General features: G+C 67.1%; 16 protein-coding genes. 7 read left to right on the top strand and 9 right to left on the bottom strand.

Annotated features, from left to right (window positions below):
- Nucleotides 1–173 precede the first annotated feature (173 nt).
- Together IV112_RS13490 and ytfE are read right to left on the bottom strand one after the other, a co-directional pair.
- The gene (locus IV112_RS13490; RefSeq protein ID WP_304004082.1) at nt 174–2,459 is read right to left on the bottom strand and encodes a nitric-oxide reductase large subunit; all 2,286 of its coding nucleotides are present in this window, start codon (nt 2,457–2,459) and stop codon (nt 174–176) included.
- Nucleotides 2,452–3,144, bottom strand: coding sequence for an iron-sulfur cluster repair protein YtfE (gene ytfE, locus IV112_RS13485; RefSeq protein ID WP_304004080.1), 693 nt, complete (start codon nt 3,142–3,144; stop codon nt 2,452–2,454). Before ytfE ends, IV112_RS13490 begins: the two co-directional genes overlap by 8 nt.
- Before the next feature lie 154 nt (nt 3,145–3,298).
- Between ytfE and norR the strand changes: the two genes are divergently transcribed.
- From norR to IV112_RS13470, 3 genes are all read left to right on the top strand, one after another.
- The gene (gene norR / locus IV112_RS13480) at nt 3,299–4,825 is read left to right on the top strand and encodes a nitric oxide reductase transcriptional regulator NorR (protein ID WP_304004233.1); all 1,527 of its coding nucleotides are present in this window, start codon (nt 3,299–3,301) and stop codon (nt 4,823–4,825) included.
- Nucleotides 4,826–4,992: 167 nt separating this feature from the next.
- Nucleotides 4,993–8,379, top strand: a complete 3,387-nt coding sequence (locus IV112_RS13475) for a DUF2126 domain-containing protein (protein ID WP_304004078.1) — start codon at nt 4,993–4,995, stop codon at nt 8,377–8,379.
- A 294-nt stretch (nt 8,380–8,673) separates the two neighbouring features.
- On the top strand, nt 8,674–9,033 hold the full coding sequence (locus IV112_RS13470; protein WP_304004231.1) for a YbaN family protein: 360 nt from the start codon (nt 8,674–8,676) through the stop codon (nt 9,031–9,033).
- Between the two features lie 12 nt (nt 9,034–9,045).
- Here IV112_RS13470 and IV112_RS13465 read toward each other — a convergent pair whose 3' ends face one another.
- Entirely contained in the window at nt 9,046–10,134 is a 1,089-nt protein-coding gene (locus IV112_RS13465) for an alkene reductase (protein ID WP_304004076.1), read from the bottom strand.
- Between the two features lie 65 nt (nt 10,135–10,199).
- A complete protein-coding gene (locus IV112_RS13460; RefSeq protein ID WP_304004074.1) occupies nt 10,200–11,207 on the bottom strand; it encodes a zinc-binding alcohol dehydrogenase family protein in 1,008 nt (335 codons plus the stop codon).
- 109 nt (nt 11,208–11,316) lie between these two features.
- On the opposite strand from IV112_RS13460, the gene IV112_RS13455 reads away from it, so the two are divergent.
- A complete protein-coding gene (locus IV112_RS13455) occupies nt 11,317–12,243 on the top strand; it encodes a LysR family transcriptional regulator (RefSeq protein WP_304004072.1) in 927 nt (308 codons plus the stop codon).
- On the opposite strand, the gene IV112_RS13450 is transcribed toward IV112_RS13455, so the two are convergent.
- The 5 genes from IV112_RS13450 to IV112_RS13430 all read right to left on the bottom strand — a co-directional run bounded on the left by IV112_RS13450 (nt 12,210) and on the right by IV112_RS13430 (nt 15,739).
- Nucleotides 12,210–12,509: a DUF3253 domain-containing protein gene (locus IV112_RS13450; protein ID WP_304004071.1), complete on the bottom strand. Its 300-nt coding sequence runs from the start codon at nt 12,507–12,509 to the stop codon at nt 12,210–12,212. The two genes, IV112_RS13455 and IV112_RS13450, sit on opposite strands and share 34 nt — an antisense overlap.
- Entirely contained in the window at nt 12,476–13,309 is an 834-nt protein-coding gene (locus IV112_RS13445) for a sulfurtransferase (RefSeq protein WP_304004069.1), read from the bottom strand. The genes IV112_RS13450 and IV112_RS13445 overlap by 34 nt, the downstream gene beginning before the upstream one ends.
- 3 nt (nt 13,310–13,312) lie before the next feature.
- Nucleotides 13,313–13,663: an STAS/SEC14 domain-containing protein gene (locus IV112_RS13440; RefSeq protein ID WP_020163630.1), complete on the bottom strand. Its 351-nt coding sequence runs from the start codon at nt 13,661–13,663 to the stop codon at nt 13,313–13,315.
- Nucleotides 13,664–13,719: 56 nt separating this feature from the next.
- Nucleotides 13,720–14,568, bottom strand: a complete 849-nt coding sequence (locus IV112_RS13435; protein ID WP_304004066.1) for a DMT family transporter — start codon at nt 14,566–14,568, stop codon at nt 13,720–13,722.
- Nucleotides 14,569–14,635: 67 nt separating this feature from the next.
- Nucleotides 14,636–15,739 carry an aromatic ring-hydroxylating oxygenase subunit alpha gene (locus IV112_RS13430; RefSeq protein ID WP_304004065.1) on the bottom strand — a complete coding sequence of 368 codons (1,104 nt, stop codon included), beginning with the start codon at nt 15,737–15,739 and terminating at the stop codon, nt 14,636–14,638.
- A gap of 190 nt (nt 15,740–15,929) precedes the next feature.
- Between IV112_RS13430 and xseB the strand changes: the two genes are divergently transcribed.
- From xseB to dxs, 3 genes are read left to right on the top strand one after another with little or no spacing between them, the layout of a single operon-like run.
- Complete coding sequence (xseB, locus tag IV112_RS13425; protein ID WP_019919397.1) at nt 15,930–16,178, top strand: exodeoxyribonuclease VII small subunit; 249 nt, start codon at nt 15,930–15,932, stop codon at nt 16,176–16,178.
- Nucleotides 16,171–17,067, top strand: coding sequence for a polyprenyl synthetase family protein (locus tag IV112_RS13420; RefSeq protein ID WP_304004062.1), 897 nt, complete (start codon nt 16,171–16,173; stop codon nt 17,065–17,067). The genes xseB and IV112_RS13420 overlap by 8 nt, the downstream gene beginning before the upstream one ends.
- Nucleotide 17,068: 1 nt before the next feature.
- Nucleotides 17,069–18,955 carry a 1-deoxy-D-xylulose-5-phosphate synthase gene (gene dxs / locus IV112_RS13415; protein WP_304004061.1) on the top strand — a complete coding sequence of 629 codons (1,887 nt, stop codon included), beginning with the start codon at nt 17,069–17,071 and terminating at the stop codon, nt 18,953–18,955.
- Nucleotides 18,956–19,050: the final 95 nt, after the last annotated feature.

Genomic DNA, 19,050 nt, shown 5'->3' with positions numbered 1-19,050 from the left:
AGTGTAATGCCCATTCCATGCGATCTTCACCTCTCTGCGGGACGGGCAGAACCAGCTCGCGACCCCTGGGGGAAAAGTACCGCGACGAAGAAAAGAGGGGCGCCGGCCTTGCGGCGCGGCGCCCCAACCTTGTCGATGCGTGACGACAAGGAGGGAGGTCGGTGGTGCTCAGTTCATCGGCGGGCACCTGCCAGCGCGGCGGTCGGAGCCGGGGCGCGGCCGGAGCGTCCGAACACGCCGCTCACCACCTGCCAGGCCACTGCCAGTGCGCCGACGATGAACACCACGTCGCCGAAGGTGCGCACCCAGCGCAGCGTTTCCAGCAGCGGCTGCTGCATGAATTCCTCGCTGCGTGCGTACCACAGCCCCTGACTGACGCTGGCGTGGAACTGGATCAGGCCGATCGGCAGCAGGCTTGTGGCGATCATCAGCACCAGACCCACGTTGAGCCCCCAGAAGCCGGTCTTCATCAGACGCTCGCCAAACTCCAGCTGCGGCCGGACGTAACGCAGCACCAGCAGCGTGAAGCCCAGCGCAAGGAAGCCATACACCCCGAACAGTGCGGCATGTGCATGCACCGGCGTCGTGTTCAGTCCCTGCACGTAGTAGAGCGAGATCGGCGGGTTGATCATGAAGCCGAATACGCCGGCACCGAGCATGTTCCAGAACGCCACCGCGACGAAGCACATGAGCGGCCACTTCAGCCTGGCCATCCACGGCGCGCGGTCCTTCAGGCGCCAGTTCTCCCACGCCTCGTGACCGAGCACGACCAGCGGCACCACTTCGAGCGCGCTGAACGAGGCGCCGACCGCCATCACCGGCGTGGTCGTGCCGGCGAAGTACAGATGGTGGAAGGTGCCGGGCACGCCGCCCAGCATGAACAGCGAAGCCGAGGCCAGGCTGGCCGCCGTCGCCATGCGGCCGGAAACGAGGCCGAGCGTCGAGAAGATGAAGGCCAGTGCGGTGGTGGCGAACACTTCGAAGAAGCCTTCGACCCACAGGTGCACGACCCACCAGCGCCAGTACTCCATCACCGACAGGTGAGTGCGCTCGCCGTAGGCGAAGCCGGCACCGTAGAACAGGCCGATCGCCACCACCGACGCGGTCAGCAGCGCCAGCAGATTCTTGTCGCCGCCAGGCGTGCGCAGCGCCGGCACCATGCCGCGCAGCATCAGCACCAGCCACAGCGCGACGCCGACGAATTTGCCGATCTGCCATACGCGGCCGAGGTCGACGTACTCGTAGCCCTGGTGGCCGAGCCAGAAGTTCAGCTCCGGCGGCATGACCTGCGCGATCGCCAGGTAGTTGCCGACGAAGGAGCCGACGACCACCACGACCAGCGCCCAGAACAGCACGTCCACGCCCAGCTTCTGGTACTTCGGATCGCGCCCGCCGTGGATCAGCGGCGCCAGGAACAACCCGGCGGCGAGGAAGCCGGTGGCGATCCAGAACAGCGCGCTCTGGATGTGCCAGGTGCGCACCAGCGAATACGGGAACCACTGCGACACGTCCATTCCGTAGAAGGTCTGACCCTCGACGGTGTAGTGCGCGGTGAAGCCGCCCAGCATCACCTGGAACACGAACAGCGCCACCACCAGGAAGAGGTATTTGCCGAGCGCGCGCTGAGACGGCGTCAGCGCGACGCGCGACAGCGGGTCCTGCGCCGGCGCGGCCGGGTCGCTCTCGTCCTGCTTGCGCAGGAAGGACCAGCCCCAGATCAGGAAGCCGACGCCGGCCATCATCACCACCACGCTGACGATGGACCACACCACGTTCTCCGCGGTCGGCGCATTGCCGATCAGCGGTTCGTGCGGCCAGTTGTTGGTGTAGGTGGCACTGGTGCCGGGCCGCTCGGTCGCCGCCACCCAGGCGGTCCAGAAGAAGAAGCCGGCAAGCTGCGCGCGCCGCTGCGGATCGGGCAGCGTGTTTTCCTTCATCGCGTAGCTTTCGCGCGAGCCCTGCAGCGCCGGTGCATCGCCGAACAGCTCGGCGTAGTAGTCGGCGGTGCGCTCGATCGCCTTCGCACGCAGCGTCGATACGGTGGCGATGCCGCTTGCGGCGTCGTAGGTGTTGCGCCGGTACTCGCGCTTCAGACGCGCGGCGAGCAGTGCCTGCGTGTCGGCGTCGAGTTCGGCATACGTTTTGCCGTGCGCGTCCTGCGCCGCCAGATCCAGCCAAGCCAGCAGTTCGCGGTGCAGCCAGTCCGCGGTCCAGTCCGGCGCCTGGTAGGCGCCATGGCCCCAGATCGAGCCGAGCTGCATGCCGCCGACCGACTGCCAGGCGGTCTGCCCGTCGAGAATGCCATCGTGCGTGTACAGCACGCGGCCGTCGTCGCTGACGATCTGCTGCGGTATCGGCGGCGCGCTGCGATACACCTCGACGCCGTAGTACCCGAGCAGCGAGAAGGTGACGATGAGCACGCCGATCAGCATGAACCACAGCTTGCGATAGTTACCCATGAGCGGTCTCCGCCTCGGCCGGTGCCGGATTCAGCCCTTCGAACAGGATGTTGTTCTCCAGGTGGATGTGTTCCATCAGGTCTTCGCGCAGCGCGGCCAGGCCGACGTAGAGCGCGCGCCAGGTATTGCAGGCGCCACGCGGCAGCGTGATGTCATCGGTCAGCGCTTCCAGCCGCTGCAGCGCTTCACCGTGCTGGTCGTGCTCGTTGCGCATCACCGTGACCGGCCCCTGCAGCGCCGCCGCGTGTCCGCGGGCGAGCATCGGGAACAGCACCTGTTCTTCCTTCTGCATATGGCTTTCCAGTTCCTGCTGCATCGTTGCCAGATGATCGGCGAGGCCGTTCGGGCAGTCCGGGCGATCGCCGTGCACCTGCTCGACCCGGCGCGCAAGGCGGGTCAGCTCCGGCAACTGTTCGCGATGGCGGTCATGGAAGCGGACCAGGATGTGCTCGATCAGCGTGGCCGCCGGCACCGTGCGCCAGTCGCGTTCCTCGCGCGTGGCCAACGACGAAAGGGTGCGCAGGCGATCGACGATGGGTTGCACGTCGATGCCGCGCTCGGCTGCCGCTTCCTGCAAGCTGTGCTTGCCGCCGCAGCAAAAATCGAGCTTGTGTTCGTGAAACACCTGGGTGGCACCGGGAATGCTGCGCGCCAGCGCGCCGAGGGATTGGTCGATCAGGTTCATGGCGAGAGCCTCGTGTGGAAGAAGACACCCTCACTCCGCAAGGTCCGGGCCATGTGAATCGATCAAATGAAATCAACAAGCTGCGAAAATTAAGGTATTTTCGACCCTCACCAAGTGAGGTATTAAAAACCCTTAAAGGGTCATTAGAACCATGATGGAATCCCTGCTGCTCGCCGACCTCGTGTCGGAACTGCCGCCCGCGGTGCGCCTGCAGCGTCTGGTATCCAGCCTGCGCGCCCACTTCGGCTGTGGCGCGGTGGCGCTGTTGAAACTGGAGGAAGACAGCCTGCGTCCGCTGGCGGTCGACGGACTGGTGCGCGAAACATTGGGCCGGCGCTTCGTCGTCGGTCAGCACCCGCGACTGGCCACCATCCTGTCGCGCCGCGACATCACCAGCTTCGATCACGACAGCACGCTGCCCGACCCCTATGACGGTCTGCTCGACACCCGCATCGGCGAGCCACTGCCGGTGCATGACTGCATGGGCACCAGCCTGCACGTCGAGGGACAGACCTGGGGCGCGCTGACGCTCGACGCACTGCAGACCGGCACCTTCACCGAGGCGGCGCGCGACGACCTGCGTCGCTTCACTTTGCTGGTCGAAGCGGCGGTACGCGTGACCCGGCTGGAACAGGACCTGCACGCGCTGCGCCTGTCGCGTGGCGGCGAACCGGCAGACGCGCGCGCCACGGCGGAAGAGGCCGAGATCATCGGCCACAGCGACGTGATCCAGCGTCTGCTGCACGAACTGAAGGTGGTCGCCGAGTCCGAGCTGCCGGTGCTGCTGCTCGGCGAAACCGGCGTCGGCAAGGAGTTGTTCGCGCGCCACCTGCACCGCCATTCGCGCCGCGCCGCGCAGCCGCTGGTCCATGTTAACTGCGCGGCGCTGCCGGAATCGCTGGCCGAAAGCGAACTGTTCGGTCACGTGAAAGGCGCCTTCTCCGGCGCCACCACGGACCGCCCGGGACGCTTCGAGGCGGCCGACGGCGGCACGCTGTTCCTCGACGAGGTCGGCGAACTGCCGCTGACCGTACAGGCCAAGCTGCTGCGCGCGCTGCAGAACGGCGAAATCCAGCGCCTAGGCGCCGACCAGCCCCGGCGCGTCGACGTGCGCGTGATCGCGGCGACCAACCGCACGCTGCGCGAAAGCGTGCGTGACGGCGCCTTCCGCGCCGACCTCTATCACCGGCTTTCCGTGTACCCGGTACCGATACCGCCGCTGCGCGAGCGTGGCAGCGACGTGCTGCTGCTGGCCGGCCGCTTCCTCGAACTGAACCGCGCCCGTCTCGGCCTGCGCAGCCTGCGTCTGTCGCCCGAGGCGGAAGACGCGCTCTGTCGCTATCCGTGGCCGGGCAATGTGCGCGAACTGGAACACGTGATCAGCCGCGCGGCGCTGAAGGTGGTGAGCCGTGGCGCTGCGCGCACCGACATCGTGTCGCTGCCGGCCGAACTGCTCGACCTGGACGGCCCGGCGCTGCCTGGCGTCATGCCCCCCCGGCCCACCGAAGAAGCGATACCTGTCACCCTGATGCCGCTGCGCGACGCCGTCGACGCGACGCAACGGCGGCTGGTGCGAGCGGCGCTCGACGCCTGCGGCGGTAACTGGGCCGACGCCGCCCGGCGGCTGGACGTCGACCCGAGCAATCTACACAAGCTCGCGCGCCGGATCGGCCTCAAATAGCGATGACGGACTTTCCACTGATGCACAGTGCCGGTGCGCACACACGCCGGCCGCCCCAAGCTCGGAAGGACGCTGAAACAAAACCGTCTGAAAATCATGCACTTGGCTTGCGCACACTAATTGCTTGAAGCCACCAACCCCTTTCCAGCATGCAACCGGAGTCCTCCGTGTCCATCCACGTCGCGCTGAACCACGTCACCCACTACCGCTACGACCGTCCGGTCATGCTCAGCCCGCAGGTGGTCAGACTGCGTCCGGCGCCGCACGCGCGCACACCCATCCTGTCCTACTCGCTGAAGGCGACGCCGGGCGAGCACTTCATCAACTGGCAGCAGGACCCGCAGTCGAACTATCTCGCCCGCATCGTGTTCCCGGAGCGCACGCGCGAACTGCGCATCGAGATCGACCTGGTGGCCGAAATGTCGGTCATCAACCCCTTCGATTTCTTCCTCGAACCGGAAGCGGAAAAGATTCCATTCGGCTACAGCGAAGAGCAGACGCACGAACTGACGCCCTATCTGGTGAAACTGCCGCTCGGCCGCGACAACGCGCCCAAGTTCTCGCGCTGGGTCGATAACGCGCGGGCGCTGTGCAACGGCGGGCGTGCCAGCGTGGACTTCCTGGTCGCGCTGAACCAGCAGATGCAGAACGACATCCGCTACCTCATCCGCATGGAGCCTGGCGTGCAGACGCCGGAGGAAACGCTGCAGAAGGCCAGCGGCTCCTGCCGCGACTCGGCCTGGGCGCTGGTGCAGGTGCTGCGCCACATCGGCCTGGCTGCGCGCTTCGTGTCCGGCTACCTGATACAGCTGACGCCGGACGTGAAATCGCTGGACGGCCCGAGCGGCCCGGAGAAGGATTTCACCGATCTGCACGCGTGGTGCGAGGTGTATCTGCCGGGCGCCGGCTGGATCGGACTGGACCCGACTTCCGGCCTGTTCGCCGGCGAAGGCCACATTCCGCTCGCCTGTTCGCCCGAACCGTCGTCGGCCGCGCCGGTCAGCGGCTTCAGCGAGAAGTGCGAGTCGGAGTTCGAACACCACATGAAGGTCGAGCGCGTGTGGGAAGCACCGCGCGTGACCAAGCCCTACAGCGACGCGCAGTGGTCGCGGATCGAAACGCTGGGCCACCGCATCGACGCCGATCTCAAGCTGCACGACGTGCGACTGACCATGGGCGGCGAGCCCACCTTCGTGTCGGTGGATGACCGCGACGGCGCCGAATGGAACACCACCGCCGACTCGCCGCCGGAAAAGCCGACAAAACGCCTGCTTGGCGCCGAACTGCTGGCCAAGCTGAAGGCGCGCTACGCGCCGGGCGGTCTGTTGCACTACGGTCAGGGCAAGTGGTATCCGGGCGAACAGCTGCCGCGCTGGTCGCTCAGCTGCTTCTGGCGCCGCGACGGCGAACAGATCTGGACGGATTCCGGCCTGTTCGCCGACGAATCCGTCGATTACGCACTGACCGAAGGCGACGCGGCGCGCTTCCTCAACGTACTGGCGGCCCGCCTCGGCATCGACGGCAAGCACGCCTTCCCGGCCTACGAGGATGTCTGGTACTACCTGTGGCGCGAGCGCAAGCTGCCAGTGAACGTCGATCCCTTCGACGCCCGGCTGGACGATCCGCTCGAACGCGAGCGCATGCGCCGTGTGTTCGACCAGGGCCTGGACAGCGTGGTCGGCCACGTGCTGCCGCTGGCACGTACGCCGGCCGGCGACGCCTGGCAGAGCGGTCCGTGGTTCCTGCGCACCGAGCGCTGCTATCTGGTTCCGGGCGATTCGCCGCTCGGCTATCGGCTGCCGCTGGACTCCCAACCGTGGGTCGCCGCCACCGACTACCCCTGGGTGCATGCCGCCGACCCGATGGCACCGCAGACCGCACTGCCGCAATGGCGCGACATCGCCTGGCGCATGCAGACGCCGCTCGCCGGCCTGACCGGCGACCGCGCGCAACGTCTGGGCTATGCCCTGCCGGACAGCGGCAGCCCGGTGGCGCCCTCCACCGACCGCCGCCCCGACGCCTTCGAGTCCGCCGCCTGGATCACCCGCACCGCACTGTGTGCGCAGGTGCGCCACGGCGTCATGTACCTGTTCATGCCGCCGCTGACGGCACTGGAGGATTACCTCGAGCTGGTGACCGCGATCGAGGCGACCGCTGCCGACTGCGGCCACCCGGTCGTGCTCGAAGGTTACGAGCCGCCGCGCGACGCCCGCCTCGAAGTGCTGCGCATCACCCCCGACCCCGGCGTGCTGGAGGTGAACATCCAGCCCTACCACTCATGGGACGACATGGTGGCCGGCACCACCTTCCTGTACGAAGCGGCGCACGAAACCCGGCTCGGCACGGAAAAGTTCATGATCGACGGCCGCCACAGCGGCACCGGCGGCGGCAACCACTTCGTGCTCGGCGGCGCGACCGTGTCCGACTCGCCCTTCCTGCGCCGACCCGACCTGCTGCGCAGCCTGATCAGCTACTGGCACAACCATCCATCCCTGTCCTACCTGTTCTCCGGCCTGTTCATCGGCCCGACCAGCCAGGCCCCGCGCATCGACGAGGCGCGCAACGACGCGGTGTACGAGATCGAGATCGCCTTCGCCGAAATCGAGCGCCGCACGCGCGACATGGGCTATACACCGCCTTGGCTGATCGACCGCATCCTGCGCAATCTGCTGGTCGATTCGACCGGCAACACGCACCGCACCGAGTTCTGCATCGACAAGCTGTTCTCGCCGGATGGCCCGACCGGCCGCCTCGGCCTGCTCGAAATGCGCGCCTTCGAAATGCCGCCGCACGCGCGCATGAGCCTGACCCAGCAGCTGCTGCTGCGCGCGCTGATCGCCCGCTTCTGGCAGCAGCCCTACCAGCCGGCGCGCCTGAAGCGCTGGGGCACCGAACTGCACGACCGCTACATGCTGCCGCACTTCGTCTGGGACGATCTGCGCGACGTCGTCGACGAGCTGCGCAGCTTCGGCTACACGATGGAGCTTGACTGGTTCGCGCCGCACTTCGAGTTCCGTTTCCCGAAGATGGGTGCCTTCGCCGCGCGCAATGTGCAGGTCGAACTGCGCAGTGCGCTCGAACCGTGGCACGTGATGGGCGAGGAAGGCGCACCCGGCGGCACCGTGCGCTATGTCGACTCCTCGGTCGAGCGGCTGCAGGTGAAGGTGCAGGGGCTGGTGGACGACCGCCACGTGCTGGCGGTAAATGGCCGGCGCATTCCGCTTCAGCCCACCGGGCGCGTCGGCGAATTCGTCGCCGGCGTGCGCTACCGCGCATGGCAGCCGGCGACCTGCCTGCACCCGACCATTCCGCCGCACAGCCCACTGGTGTTCGACCTTGTGGACGACTGGATGAAGCGTTCGATGGGCGGCTGCCAGTACCACGTCGCCCACCCGGGCGGCCGCAATTTCGAAACCTTCCCGGTTAATTCCTACGAAGCGGAAGGCCGCCGGCTGGCGCGCTTTTTCGCCATGGGCCACACGCCGGGCCAGGTGTCCGCCCCGCCCGAGGAACGCAACCCGAACTTCCCGTTCACGCTGGATCTCAGGCGATGAAGGGAAGCGTCCGCATTACGGCCCCATAACTTTTCACAGAACCGCCCACCGGCAAGGCCCGCTCAGGACCGGCGCCTGCAACAACTCAGGCGCAGTCGTCGGTTCCGTGGGAGAGAGCTTGCTCGCGATTGCGGCGTGGATCGCCGCGCCCTGCCCTGAAGCACGGACGTTCCCGCGAGCATCCCGGCCGGCCCACCTCATGGACTGACTTGCGGCCTGCGCCGCGCGCCGGCCTGCGGCACAATGCGGCTTTCGCATCACGCCCTGCCCGTCTTGATCCACTGGACCCGTCAGATGCTGTGGCGGCTGCTCGCCGCGGTGTCGGTACTGTTGGGCGTCATTGGCGCCTTCCTGCCCGTACTGCCGACCGTGCCCTTCTTGCTGCTCGCCGCCTGGGCCGCCGGCCGTGGCTGGCCGGCGCTGGAGGCGAAGCTGCTCGCCCATCCGACGTACGGACCACACATCATCCACTGGCGCACGCACGGCGCAGTGCCGCGTCGCGCCAAGTGGCTGGCCAGCGTGATGATGCTGTTCAGCGCCACCACGCTGTGGTTCAGCCCGGTGCCGCCCTGGGTGCGCGGCAGCGTGTGGCTCATCCTCATCGTCGTCGCCAGCTGGCTGTGGACGCGGCCCGAACCGGCCGGCGACGATTAGCCTGAAACGGCGTCAGGCGAGCGCCGGGTAGTCGGTGTAGCCCTCGGCGCCGCCGCCGTACATCAGCTCGGCGCGCAGCGGATTCAGCGGCGCGTTGTCGCGCAGCCGGCGCACCAGATCCGGATTCGAGATGAAAGGCTTGCCGAAGGCGATCGCGTCGGCCGCGCCCGCGGCCACCTTCGCCTCCGCACTGGCGCGATCGAAGCCGTTGTTCACGATCCAGCCACCGCCGAAAGCCTTCTTCAGCGCGTCGTAGTCGAAAGGCTGCGCCAGATCCGCCGGTTCGCGCGGACCGCCGGTCTCGCCCTCGATCATGTGTACGAAAGCCAGGCCCAGCGGCGCTAGCACTTCGACCAGGCGGCCGTACAGCGCCTGCGGATGGCTGTCGCGCGCCGTGTCGCTGAAGGTGGTGATTGGCGACAGACGGATGCCGGTGCGCGCCGCACCGATTTCCGCCGCCACCGCCTGCATCACCTCGACGACCAGGCGGATGCGGTTGTCGATGGAACCGCCATAGGGACCGCTGCGGTCATTCACGCTGTCGCGCATGAACTGGTCCAGCAGGTAGTTGTTGGCGGCGTGCACCTCGACGCCGTCGAAACCGGCGTCGATCGCATTGCGCGCGGCGCGACGGTAGTCGTCGACGATGCCCGGCAGTTCGTCGTCACGCAGCGCCCGGGGTTCGGACACCGGCACGAAACCCTCCTTCGTGTAGGTCTGCGCATTGGGCCGACGCGCGGTCGAGGACACCGGCGCCGCACCGCTCGGCAACAGCGAGGTATGCGAAATGCGTCCGACGTGCCACAGCTGCAGCACGATGCGACCGCCCGCGGCATGCACCGCATCCGTCACCTTGCGCCAGCCGGCGACCTGCTCGGCCGAGTGGATGCCCGGGGTGTCGAGATAGCCCTGCGCCATCGGCGAAATCTGTGTCGCCTCGGCGATGATGAGGCCGGCACTCGCGCGCTGGCGGTAGTACTCGACGGTGAGCGGCCCCGGCACATTGCCGGCCTGGGCGCGGTTGCGCGTCAGCGGCGCCATGACGATGCGATTGGCGAGGGCGATGTCACCCAGTCGGGTCGGTTCGAACAGCGTGGTCATTCGGTTCTCCATTTATGGATGGGGTTGGGGTCGCGACCTGGGCAGCGCCCCGGAAGAAAACAGGTTCAGAAACCCTGCAGCACGATCTTTCCGCGTGCGCGGCCGCTTTCCAGCAAGGCGTGCGCGCGGCGCAGATTGGCGGCATTGATGACACCGAAATGCTCGCCCAGCGTGCTGCGCAGGCGGCCGGCGTCGACCATGTCGGCCACCTCGTCGAGCAGGCGACCCTGCTCGGCCATGTCGTCGGTCTGGTAGAGCGACCGCGTGAACATCAGTTCCCAGTGCAGCGACAGGCTCTTGCGCTTCAGTGCGAGCACGTCGAGCGGATGCGCCGGATCGTCGATCAGGCCCAAACGGCCCTGCGGCGCCAGCGCCTCGACGATCTGCGGGTAGTGGTGATCGGTGTGGGTCAGGCTGGCCGCGTGCGTGACCGATTCGATACCGGCGTCGCGCAGCGCTTCGGCGAGCGGACGGCGGTGATCGATCACGTGGTGCGCACCGAGCTGCGTCACCCAGTCGGCGGTCTCGCTGCGCGACGCCGTGGCGATCACCGTCGTGCGGGTCAGCACCCGGGCAAGCTGGATCATGATCGAGCCGACACCACCGGCAGCGCCGACGATGAGCAACCGGCCTTCAGCGTCACGCAGTTGCAGCCGGTCGAACAGCAGTTCCCACGCGGTGATCGCGGTCAGCGGCAATGCGGCCGCCTCGGCAAAACCGAGGGAGGATGGCATGCGACCGACCAGGCGTTCATCCACCGCCTGGAACTCGGCGTTGCTGCCCTGTCGGGTCAGGTCACCGGCGTACCAGACGAGATCGCCCGGGCGAAAGCGCGTGACCTGCTCGCCCACCGCCTCGACCACGCCGGCCGCGTCCCAGCCGGGCACGCGCCAGGCACCGTCGGCCGGCGGCGCGTGGAAGCGACGCACCTTGGTATCGACCGGATTGACCGCGACCGCCTCGATGCGCACGAGCAGATCGCGGCCGCGGGCCTCGGGCCGGGCGAGCTCGACATCCACCAGGCAGTCCTCACGCTCGACCGGCAGATTTTCTCTGAATGCAACGGCTTTCATGCTGCAACTCCTGTCCAGTTTGTCGAGGCATGCTACAGACTGGCAGATCGATTGATAATCCAGCCCGCACTCAATACATATTCAAACGATTCTTGAAAATCGAGCCGCCATGAATCCGCGTGATCTGACGCTTTCCCAGCTCGAACTGTTCGTACGCATCGCCGACGCCGGCTCGCTCAGCGCCGCCGCACGGCAGTTGCAGCTGACACCGGCCGCTGCCAGCGCAGCGCTGAAGCGGCTCGAATCGGCCTTCGGCGCTCGGCTGGTCGAGCGCTCGACCCGATCGATGCGGCTGACCGCCGAGGGCGAACTGCTGCGCGACCACGCCCGGCGCGCACTGGGCGACATCGACGACGCGCGCGCACTGCTCGGCGCAGGCCGCGAAACGCTGTCCGGCGACATCCATCTCGCCGCACCGTCGGACCTCGGCCGCGGCGCGCTGTCGGCCATGCTGGACAGCTTCATCGAACAGCACCCGGGCGTGCGGCTGGCACTCTATGTGTCGGACACGCTGCAGGATCTGGTACGCGAGCGGGTCGATCTGGCGGTGCGCTACGGCGAACTGCCGGACTCGTCACTGGTGGCTCGCCGGCTGCATGTGACGCGACGAGTGGTGGTGGCCTCACCCGACTACATCGCTCGGCACGGCGCGCCGCAGCAACCCTCCGACCTGGCGCGGCACAACTGCATCGCGCTCTATCGCAGCGGACGCCCGCATCTGGCCTGGCGCTTCGAGCGGGGTGGCGTCGACACGACCGTGCGCGTGCAGGGCAACCGGCTCGCCTACGACGGCGCACTGGTGCGCCAGTGGGTGCTGCAGGGTCTGGGCATCGCCACCAAGGCACGGCTGGACGTGGTGGACGACCTGCACGCCGGGCGCCTGGTCGAACTGCTGACCGACTGGCGCGGCGAGGATTTCCCGCTGCACGCAATGCTGCCGGCCGGCCGGCACATGCCGCTACGGGTCAGGCGCCTGCTCGACCATCTCGGCGAACAGTTCGCTCAGATCGAGCCGGACGCGCTGAGCGGCGGCTGAGCGATGCGTATCGGCCCGCGCCAGTCGGCATCCGGATCTCGCACGTCGCCGCCCTGGGTGACGACGACGCGACCTTCACGCGCCAGCCGGCGGGCGACGTCGCGGATCTTGGGCATCAGCGGACGCCAGTCGTCGGGCGACAGCACGCGCGCGACTTCGGACGGACAGATCGAGCGCCCGGGCGCACGCCCGGCGACCCGTGCGAGCAGCACTTCCGCGACGCGGTCGTCGCTCAGCGCGTCATCGGCCGCGCCGGATCGCTGCACCACTCGCTCCACGAACCGGGATAGAGCTGCGCCCCGGACAGGCCGGCCACTTCGAGCGCCAGCAGGTTGTGGCAGGCGGTAACGCCGCTGCCGCACTGCATGATCAACGAGGCCGGATCGCGGCCGCCGATCAGTTCACGCCACTCTGCGCGCAGCACGTCTGCCGGCTTGAAGCGGCCGTCGTCGCCGATATTGAGCTTGAAGAAGCGGTTCACCGCACCGGGAATATGGCCGCCGACCGGGTCCAGCGTCTCGTTTTCGCCGCGGAAGCGGTCGGGCGCGCGGGCATCGACCAGCAGGCGTCCGCCGCTGCGCAGACTGGCGAGCACGGCGTCGGCGTCCAGCGTCGGTTCGACCGCGCCAAGCGGATAGTCGGTGGGTGGCAGATCGCGCACCGTCGTGTCGAGCGCGCCGCCGAACGCCTTCCACGCGCTCAGGCCACCATCGAGCACCGCGGCGTCGCGGTGACCGACCCAGCGCAGCATCCACCACAGGCGGGCCGCAAACATGCCGCCGGCGTCGTCATAGGCCACCACGCGGTGCGCCGGCGAAATGCCGCGCGCCCCGAGCAGCCTAGCGAAATCCTGTGGCGACGGCAGCGGATGGCGACCGTTGCGGCCAGTCTTCGGCGCCGACAGGTCGCGATCCAGATGCATGAACAGCGCGCCGGGGATGTGCGCTTCGCGCCACGCCGCCTCGCCGGATTCCGGCTGCGCAAGATCGTGACGGCAATCGACGATGACCAGGCGGGCATCGCCCGCCGAGGCGGTCAGTTCGGCCGCGGAAATGAGCACACTCATCGTTCAGACGGTCTCCGCAAGCCAGTCGCGCGCAGCCGCTTCGTCGTCGAACACGGTCACGTCGGCGTCGACGAACACCTGCGACAGCCAGGCCGTCCACGCCACCCACGGCGTGCCGGCGATCACTGCGACCCGTCCGAAATCGTGGCTGTGCGCGCGTGCGAACCGCAGTTCCTCGAGCGCCATGTCGAGCGTGAAGTCGGTCATCTGCCGCAGGTCTATCAGCAGGTTCACGACGCCTTCGAACTTGATCCGGTAATTGACCAGATCCTCGAACTCCCGATAGTCGGCCAGCGTGAATTCGCCGAAGGCCGTCACCGTCACCAGGTTGCCGCTGTATTCGCTCGTGATCATTTTTCTTCCCTCCAGGGGTCTGCCGACACAGAGGCGGGGCGCGCCCCGCACTTCGACTATAGCTTCGCCGGCGGCGGATTGAGCATCGCCAGCACGCCGCTTGCGACAATCAGCACCATGCCCAGCCAGACCGCAGCGGACGGCACATCGTTCCACAGCAGCACGCCGTAAAGCGTGGAGAAGGCCACCGTGGTGTAGGCCAGACTGGCCGACACCAGCGTGCGCCCGCCCTTGTACGCCGTGGTCATGCAGAGCTGGGCTGCGGCGCCGAACACGCCGACGCCCAGCAGCAGCGCACAGGTGCGCTGATCCGGCAGGTGAAAGCCGCCGTCGATCAGCGCCCACACGGCGCCGAACACCGAGGAGCAGAGCGAGAAGTACAGGACGGTGCGCCATTCCGGCTCACCCAGCTGACCGAGGTCGCGTACGCTCAGATAAGCCATCGTCGCGATCATCCCCGAAGCGAGGCCGCACAGGCCGCCGACCCACTGCTCGCTGTCCAGCGTCGGCTGCAGGACCAGAACGACGCCGGCAAAGCCGGTCACCAGCGCCAGCGCGACCGGCTTCGACAACTCTCCACTGACGGTGAAGCCCAGCCAGGCCGCCATGAACAGCGGCGAGGTGTAGTTCAGGGTCACGGCCGTGGGCAAGGGCAGCAGCGCGATCGCCTGGAAATAGAGAATGAGCGAAATGGCCCCCGACACGCCGCGTTTCAGATGCATTGCCGCGTGCGGCGTTGCGAACGACGCGCCGCGCAGGCGCATGACGGCAGCGATCAGCGCCAAGGAAATGAAGGCACGGTAGAAAGCGATCTCGGAGGCGGGCAGCGCCTCGCTGGCCAGCTTCACGCAAACGCCCATGGACGCGAACAGCAGGCTGGCCGCCACCATCCACAAGGACTTCACGACGCCTGCTCCGGCAAGAAAACGGGGCACCGAAGTGCCCCGTCACGCCCGCTGTACCGTGCTGCGCTCAAAGATAGTCCACCATTTCGCGCCGGTACCACTCGTGGAAGTGCTGCATGCCGTCTTCCATCGGCGACTGGTAGGGGCCGACCTCGGAACGGCCCTGCTTCATCAGCGCGCGCCGGCCAGCGTCCATGCGCTCGCCGATCTCGTCGTCCTCGCGCGCCGTTTCCATATAGGCCGCGCGCTCGGCTTCGATGAATTCGCGCTCGAACAGCACGATCTCTTCCGGGTAGTAGAACTCGACCACATTCATCGTGCGATCGACCGACTGCGGATACAGGGTGCTCACGACGAGCACGTGCGGATACCACTCGACCATGATGTTCGGGTAGTAGGTCAGCCAGATCGCACCGTGCGGCGGCACTTCGCCCCGGTAGAAGTCGAGCACCGCGCGGTGCCAGCGCTCGTAGGCCGGCGTGCCAGGACGCGCCAGACGGTTGTTCACGCCGACGCGCTGCACCGAATAGTCGCGCGCGAACTGCCAGCTCAGGTCCTCGCAGGTGACGAACTTGCCCAGCCCCGGGTGGAAGGGCTCGACGTGGTAGTCCTCGAGATAGACCTCTATGAAGGTTTTCCAGTTGTAGTTGCACTGGTGCATCTCGACGTGGTCGAGCATGTAGCCCGAGAAGTCGAGCGCGGGAGCGACCTCCATGCCGGCCAGATCGGCGGCGATGTCGCGCTTTCCGGAGAACAGCAGTCCCTTCCAGTTCTGCAGCGGCTCGCGCTTCAGGTTCAGGCAGGGCGTGTTCGGGAAGTGTGGCGCGCCCAGCAGTTCGCCGCGCGTGTCGTAAGTCCAGCGGTGCACCGGGCAGACGATGTTTGGCGTGTTGCCGCGCCCCTTCATCATCAGGGCCTGACGATGGCGGCACACATTGGACAGCAGTTCGATGCCGGCCTCGTTGCGCACCAGCATCAGCGCATCGTCGGCCCAGCCGAGGGTGTGATAGTCGCCGACGTTCGGCACCATCAACTCATGGCCCACATAGCCCGGTCCGTTGTCGAAAAGCACGCGCTTCTCGAGTTCGAACAACGGCTGATCGAAGTACCAGGAAACCGGAAACTGCGATTGCGCCGGTTCAAGACGGGTAATGGACTGTATATCGGACATTCCCCAACCCCCGAAGTCAAAGTTGGAAAACCGCGTGCCTGCCATCGCGGACCCCGCGGCGCAGGGATTCATGCGACCACGGACGATGCACGCAAACGCGTGACAAAGCCGGGCAGTATAACCACTTGCGCGTTTGACCGGCTGATGTGGATCAGCTATTTTTCAGAGTTTGCCCGACGCCCCAATCAGCATGACCAGAAAAGCAGAAGCGGCTTCCGCACCCGCCAGCTTCGAGCAGGCGATCGAAGAACTCGAAGCCATCGTGCGTGCGATGGAGGACGGCAAGCTGCCGCTGGACGGTGCGCTCGAACGCTACCAGCGCGGCGTCGAACTGGTGCGCCATTGTCAGACCGCGCTCAGCGCGGCCGAACAGAAGGTGCAGATGCTGGAGGACGGTCTGCTGCGCGACCTGCCGGTTGGCGATGGCGATCATGACTGACGCCGTACCCTCTTTCGCCGACTGGGTCGCTGCCGTCCAGACGCGCACTGAAACCGCACTCGACCGCTTCCTGCCCGCCGCGGCGGTAGCGCCGTCACGACTGCACGATGCAATGCGCTACGCAGTCCTTGGCGGCGGCAAGCGCGTGCGTCCGCTGCTCTGTCACGCCGCCGGTGCGCTGTCGGGCGCCTCGAGCGCGGCACTCGATGCCGCCGCCTGTGCGGTCGAACTGATACACGCCTATTCGCTGGTACACGACGACATGCCCTGCATGGACGACGACGTGCTGCGCCGCGGCAAGCCTACCGTGCACGTGCAGTACGACGACGCCACCGCGCTGCTGGTGGGCGACAGCCTGCAGTCACTCGCTTTCTTGCTGTTGTCCGAACATTGCGACGTCGCCGCCGACACCCGCGTCAGGATGGTCAGCCAGCTCGCCATCGCGTCGGGGTCGCGCGGCATGGCCGGCGGGCAGGCGATCGACCTGGCTTCGGTCGGTATCGCGCTTGGCGTGGCCGAACTCGAGTTCATGCACATCCACAAGACCGGCGCCCTGATCCGCTGCGCGGTCCGCCTCGGAGCCGCCTGCGGACAACTGGACGTAGACGCACAGGCGCGACTGGACCACTATGCAGGTACTGTCGGCCTTCTTTTCCAGGTGGTCGACGACGTGCTCGACTGCGAGGCCAGTACCGAGGCACTCGGCAAGACCGCCGGCAAGGACGCCGCCGCGAACAAGCCGACCTACGTCAGCACGCTGGGACTTGCGCGCGCACGGGAGCGCGCGCGCGAGCTGCACGCCGAAGCGATCGACAGCCTTTCACCCTTCGGGGACGAGGCGCGTCGCCTGCGCGAACTGGCGGATTTCGTGCTGACGAGGAAACACTGATATGGACAGATCCCTGCACACGATGAGCGCCTACCCGCTGCTGGAAACGATCGATTCGCCGGCCGACGTCCGCAAACTCGACAGCCGACGGCTTTCCCAGCTCGCCACCGAACTGCGCGCCTTTCTGGTCGAATCGGTATCGCGCACCGGTGGACACCTGTCGTCCAATCTCGGCACGGTGGAGCTGACGGTGGCGCTGCACCACGTCTACAACACACCCGACGACCGCATCGTCTGGGACGTCGGTCATCAGACCTACGCGCACAAGATACTCACCGGTCGTCGGGAAGGCATGGCGACGCTGCGTCAATACAAGGGCGTGAGTGGCTTTCCGCGCCGCTGCGAAAGCACCTACGACACCTTCGGCACGGCGCATTCGTCGACCTCGATCTCCGCCGCGCTGGGCATGGCCATCGCCGCCCGCGCCCTGGGGCAGAAGCGGCACAGTATCGCGGTGATCGGTGACGGCGCGATGACTGCCGGCATGGCGTTCGAGGCGCTGAACAACGCAGGCGTCGAGGACGCCGACCTGCTGGTCATCCTCAACGACAATGACATGTCGATCTCGCCGCCCGTCGGCGCACTGAACAAGTACCTCACCCGCCTGCTGTCCGGCCACACCTACAACGCCGCCCGTCGCGCCGGCGCCAAGGTGCTCGAGATCGCGCCGTCGCTGCGCGAGTTCGCCAAGCGCGCGGAAGAACACGTGAAGGGCATGATCACGCCGGGCACGCTGTTCGAGGAATTCGGCTTCCATTACTACGGCCCGATCGACGGCCACGACCTCGACGCGCTGATCCCGACGCTGGAGAACCTGCGCGAACTGCCGGGCCCGAAGTTCCTGCACGTGATCACGAAGAAGGGATACGGCTACAAGCTGGCCGAGGCCGACCCCATCCTCTATCACGGCGTCGGCAAGTTCGATCACCATGCCGGCATCCAGACCGGCAAGAGTGGCGGCAAGCCGACCTACACTCAGGTGTTCGGCGACTGGCTGTGCGACATGGCCGCCCGCTGCGACAAGCTGATGGCGATCACGCCGGCGATGCGTGAAGGCTCGGGCATGGTGCGCTACGCCGCCGAGTACCCGCAGCGCTATTTCGACGTGGGCATCGCCGAGCAGCACGCGCTCACCTTTGCCGCCGGACTTGCCTGCGAAGGCATCAAGCCGGTGGTCGCGATCTATTCGACCTTCCTGCAGCGCGCCTACGACCAGCTCATCCACGACATCTGCCTGCAGAACCTGCCGGTCATGATGGCGCTGGACCGCGCCGGTCTGGTCGGTGCCGACGGCGCCACCCACCACGGCGCCTTCGACCTGTCCTATCTGCTCTGTCTGCCCAATCTCGTCGTGATGACGCCGAGCGACGAGAACGAATGCCGGCAGATGCTCTACACCGCGTACATGCACAAGGGGCCCACTGCCGTGCGTTACCCGCGCGGCAGCGGCCCCGGCGTGGTACCACAGGACACGATGACCGCATTGCCGATCGGTCGCGGCGAACTTCGGCGCACCGGCGAGGGTGATGCCGCCCTGCTCGCCTTCGGCGCCATGCTGACGCCGGCGCTTGCGGTTGCCGACGAGTTCGACGCCAGTGTTGCCAATATGCGCTTTGCCAAGCCACTGGACGAAGCCCTGGTGATCCAGCTCGCGCAGAAGCACCGGCTCATCGTCACGCTGGAGGAAAACGCGCTGATCGGTGGCGCCGGCGCGGAGGTCGAGCGGGTGATCCACAACGCCGGCCTGTCCTGTCGCGTGCTGCGCATCGGCTTGCCCGATCGCTTCGTCGATCACGGGGATCCGGCATTGCTCTACGCGGAAGTCGGGCTCGACGCAGCTGGCGTGCGCGCCCAGCTGACCGCTGCACTACAGGCGCTCCCGCGCTGAACGCCCGGCCTCGGCGAAGATGAAAGCCCGGCACTGCCGGGCTTTTTTTCGTGCGTCGCAGCTTGAGTAGGGCAGAACCCGATGTTAATCTACAT

The sequence above is a fragment of the Methyloversatilis discipulorum genome, from assembly GCF_018780585.1.
Lineage (GTDB): Bacteria > Pseudomonadota > Gammaproteobacteria > Burkholderiales > Rhodocyclaceae > Methyloversatilis > Methyloversatilis discipulorum_B.
The sequence above is the reverse complement of the archived record's forward strand: the minus strand, read 5'-3'. Positions and strand labels throughout refer to the sequence as shown.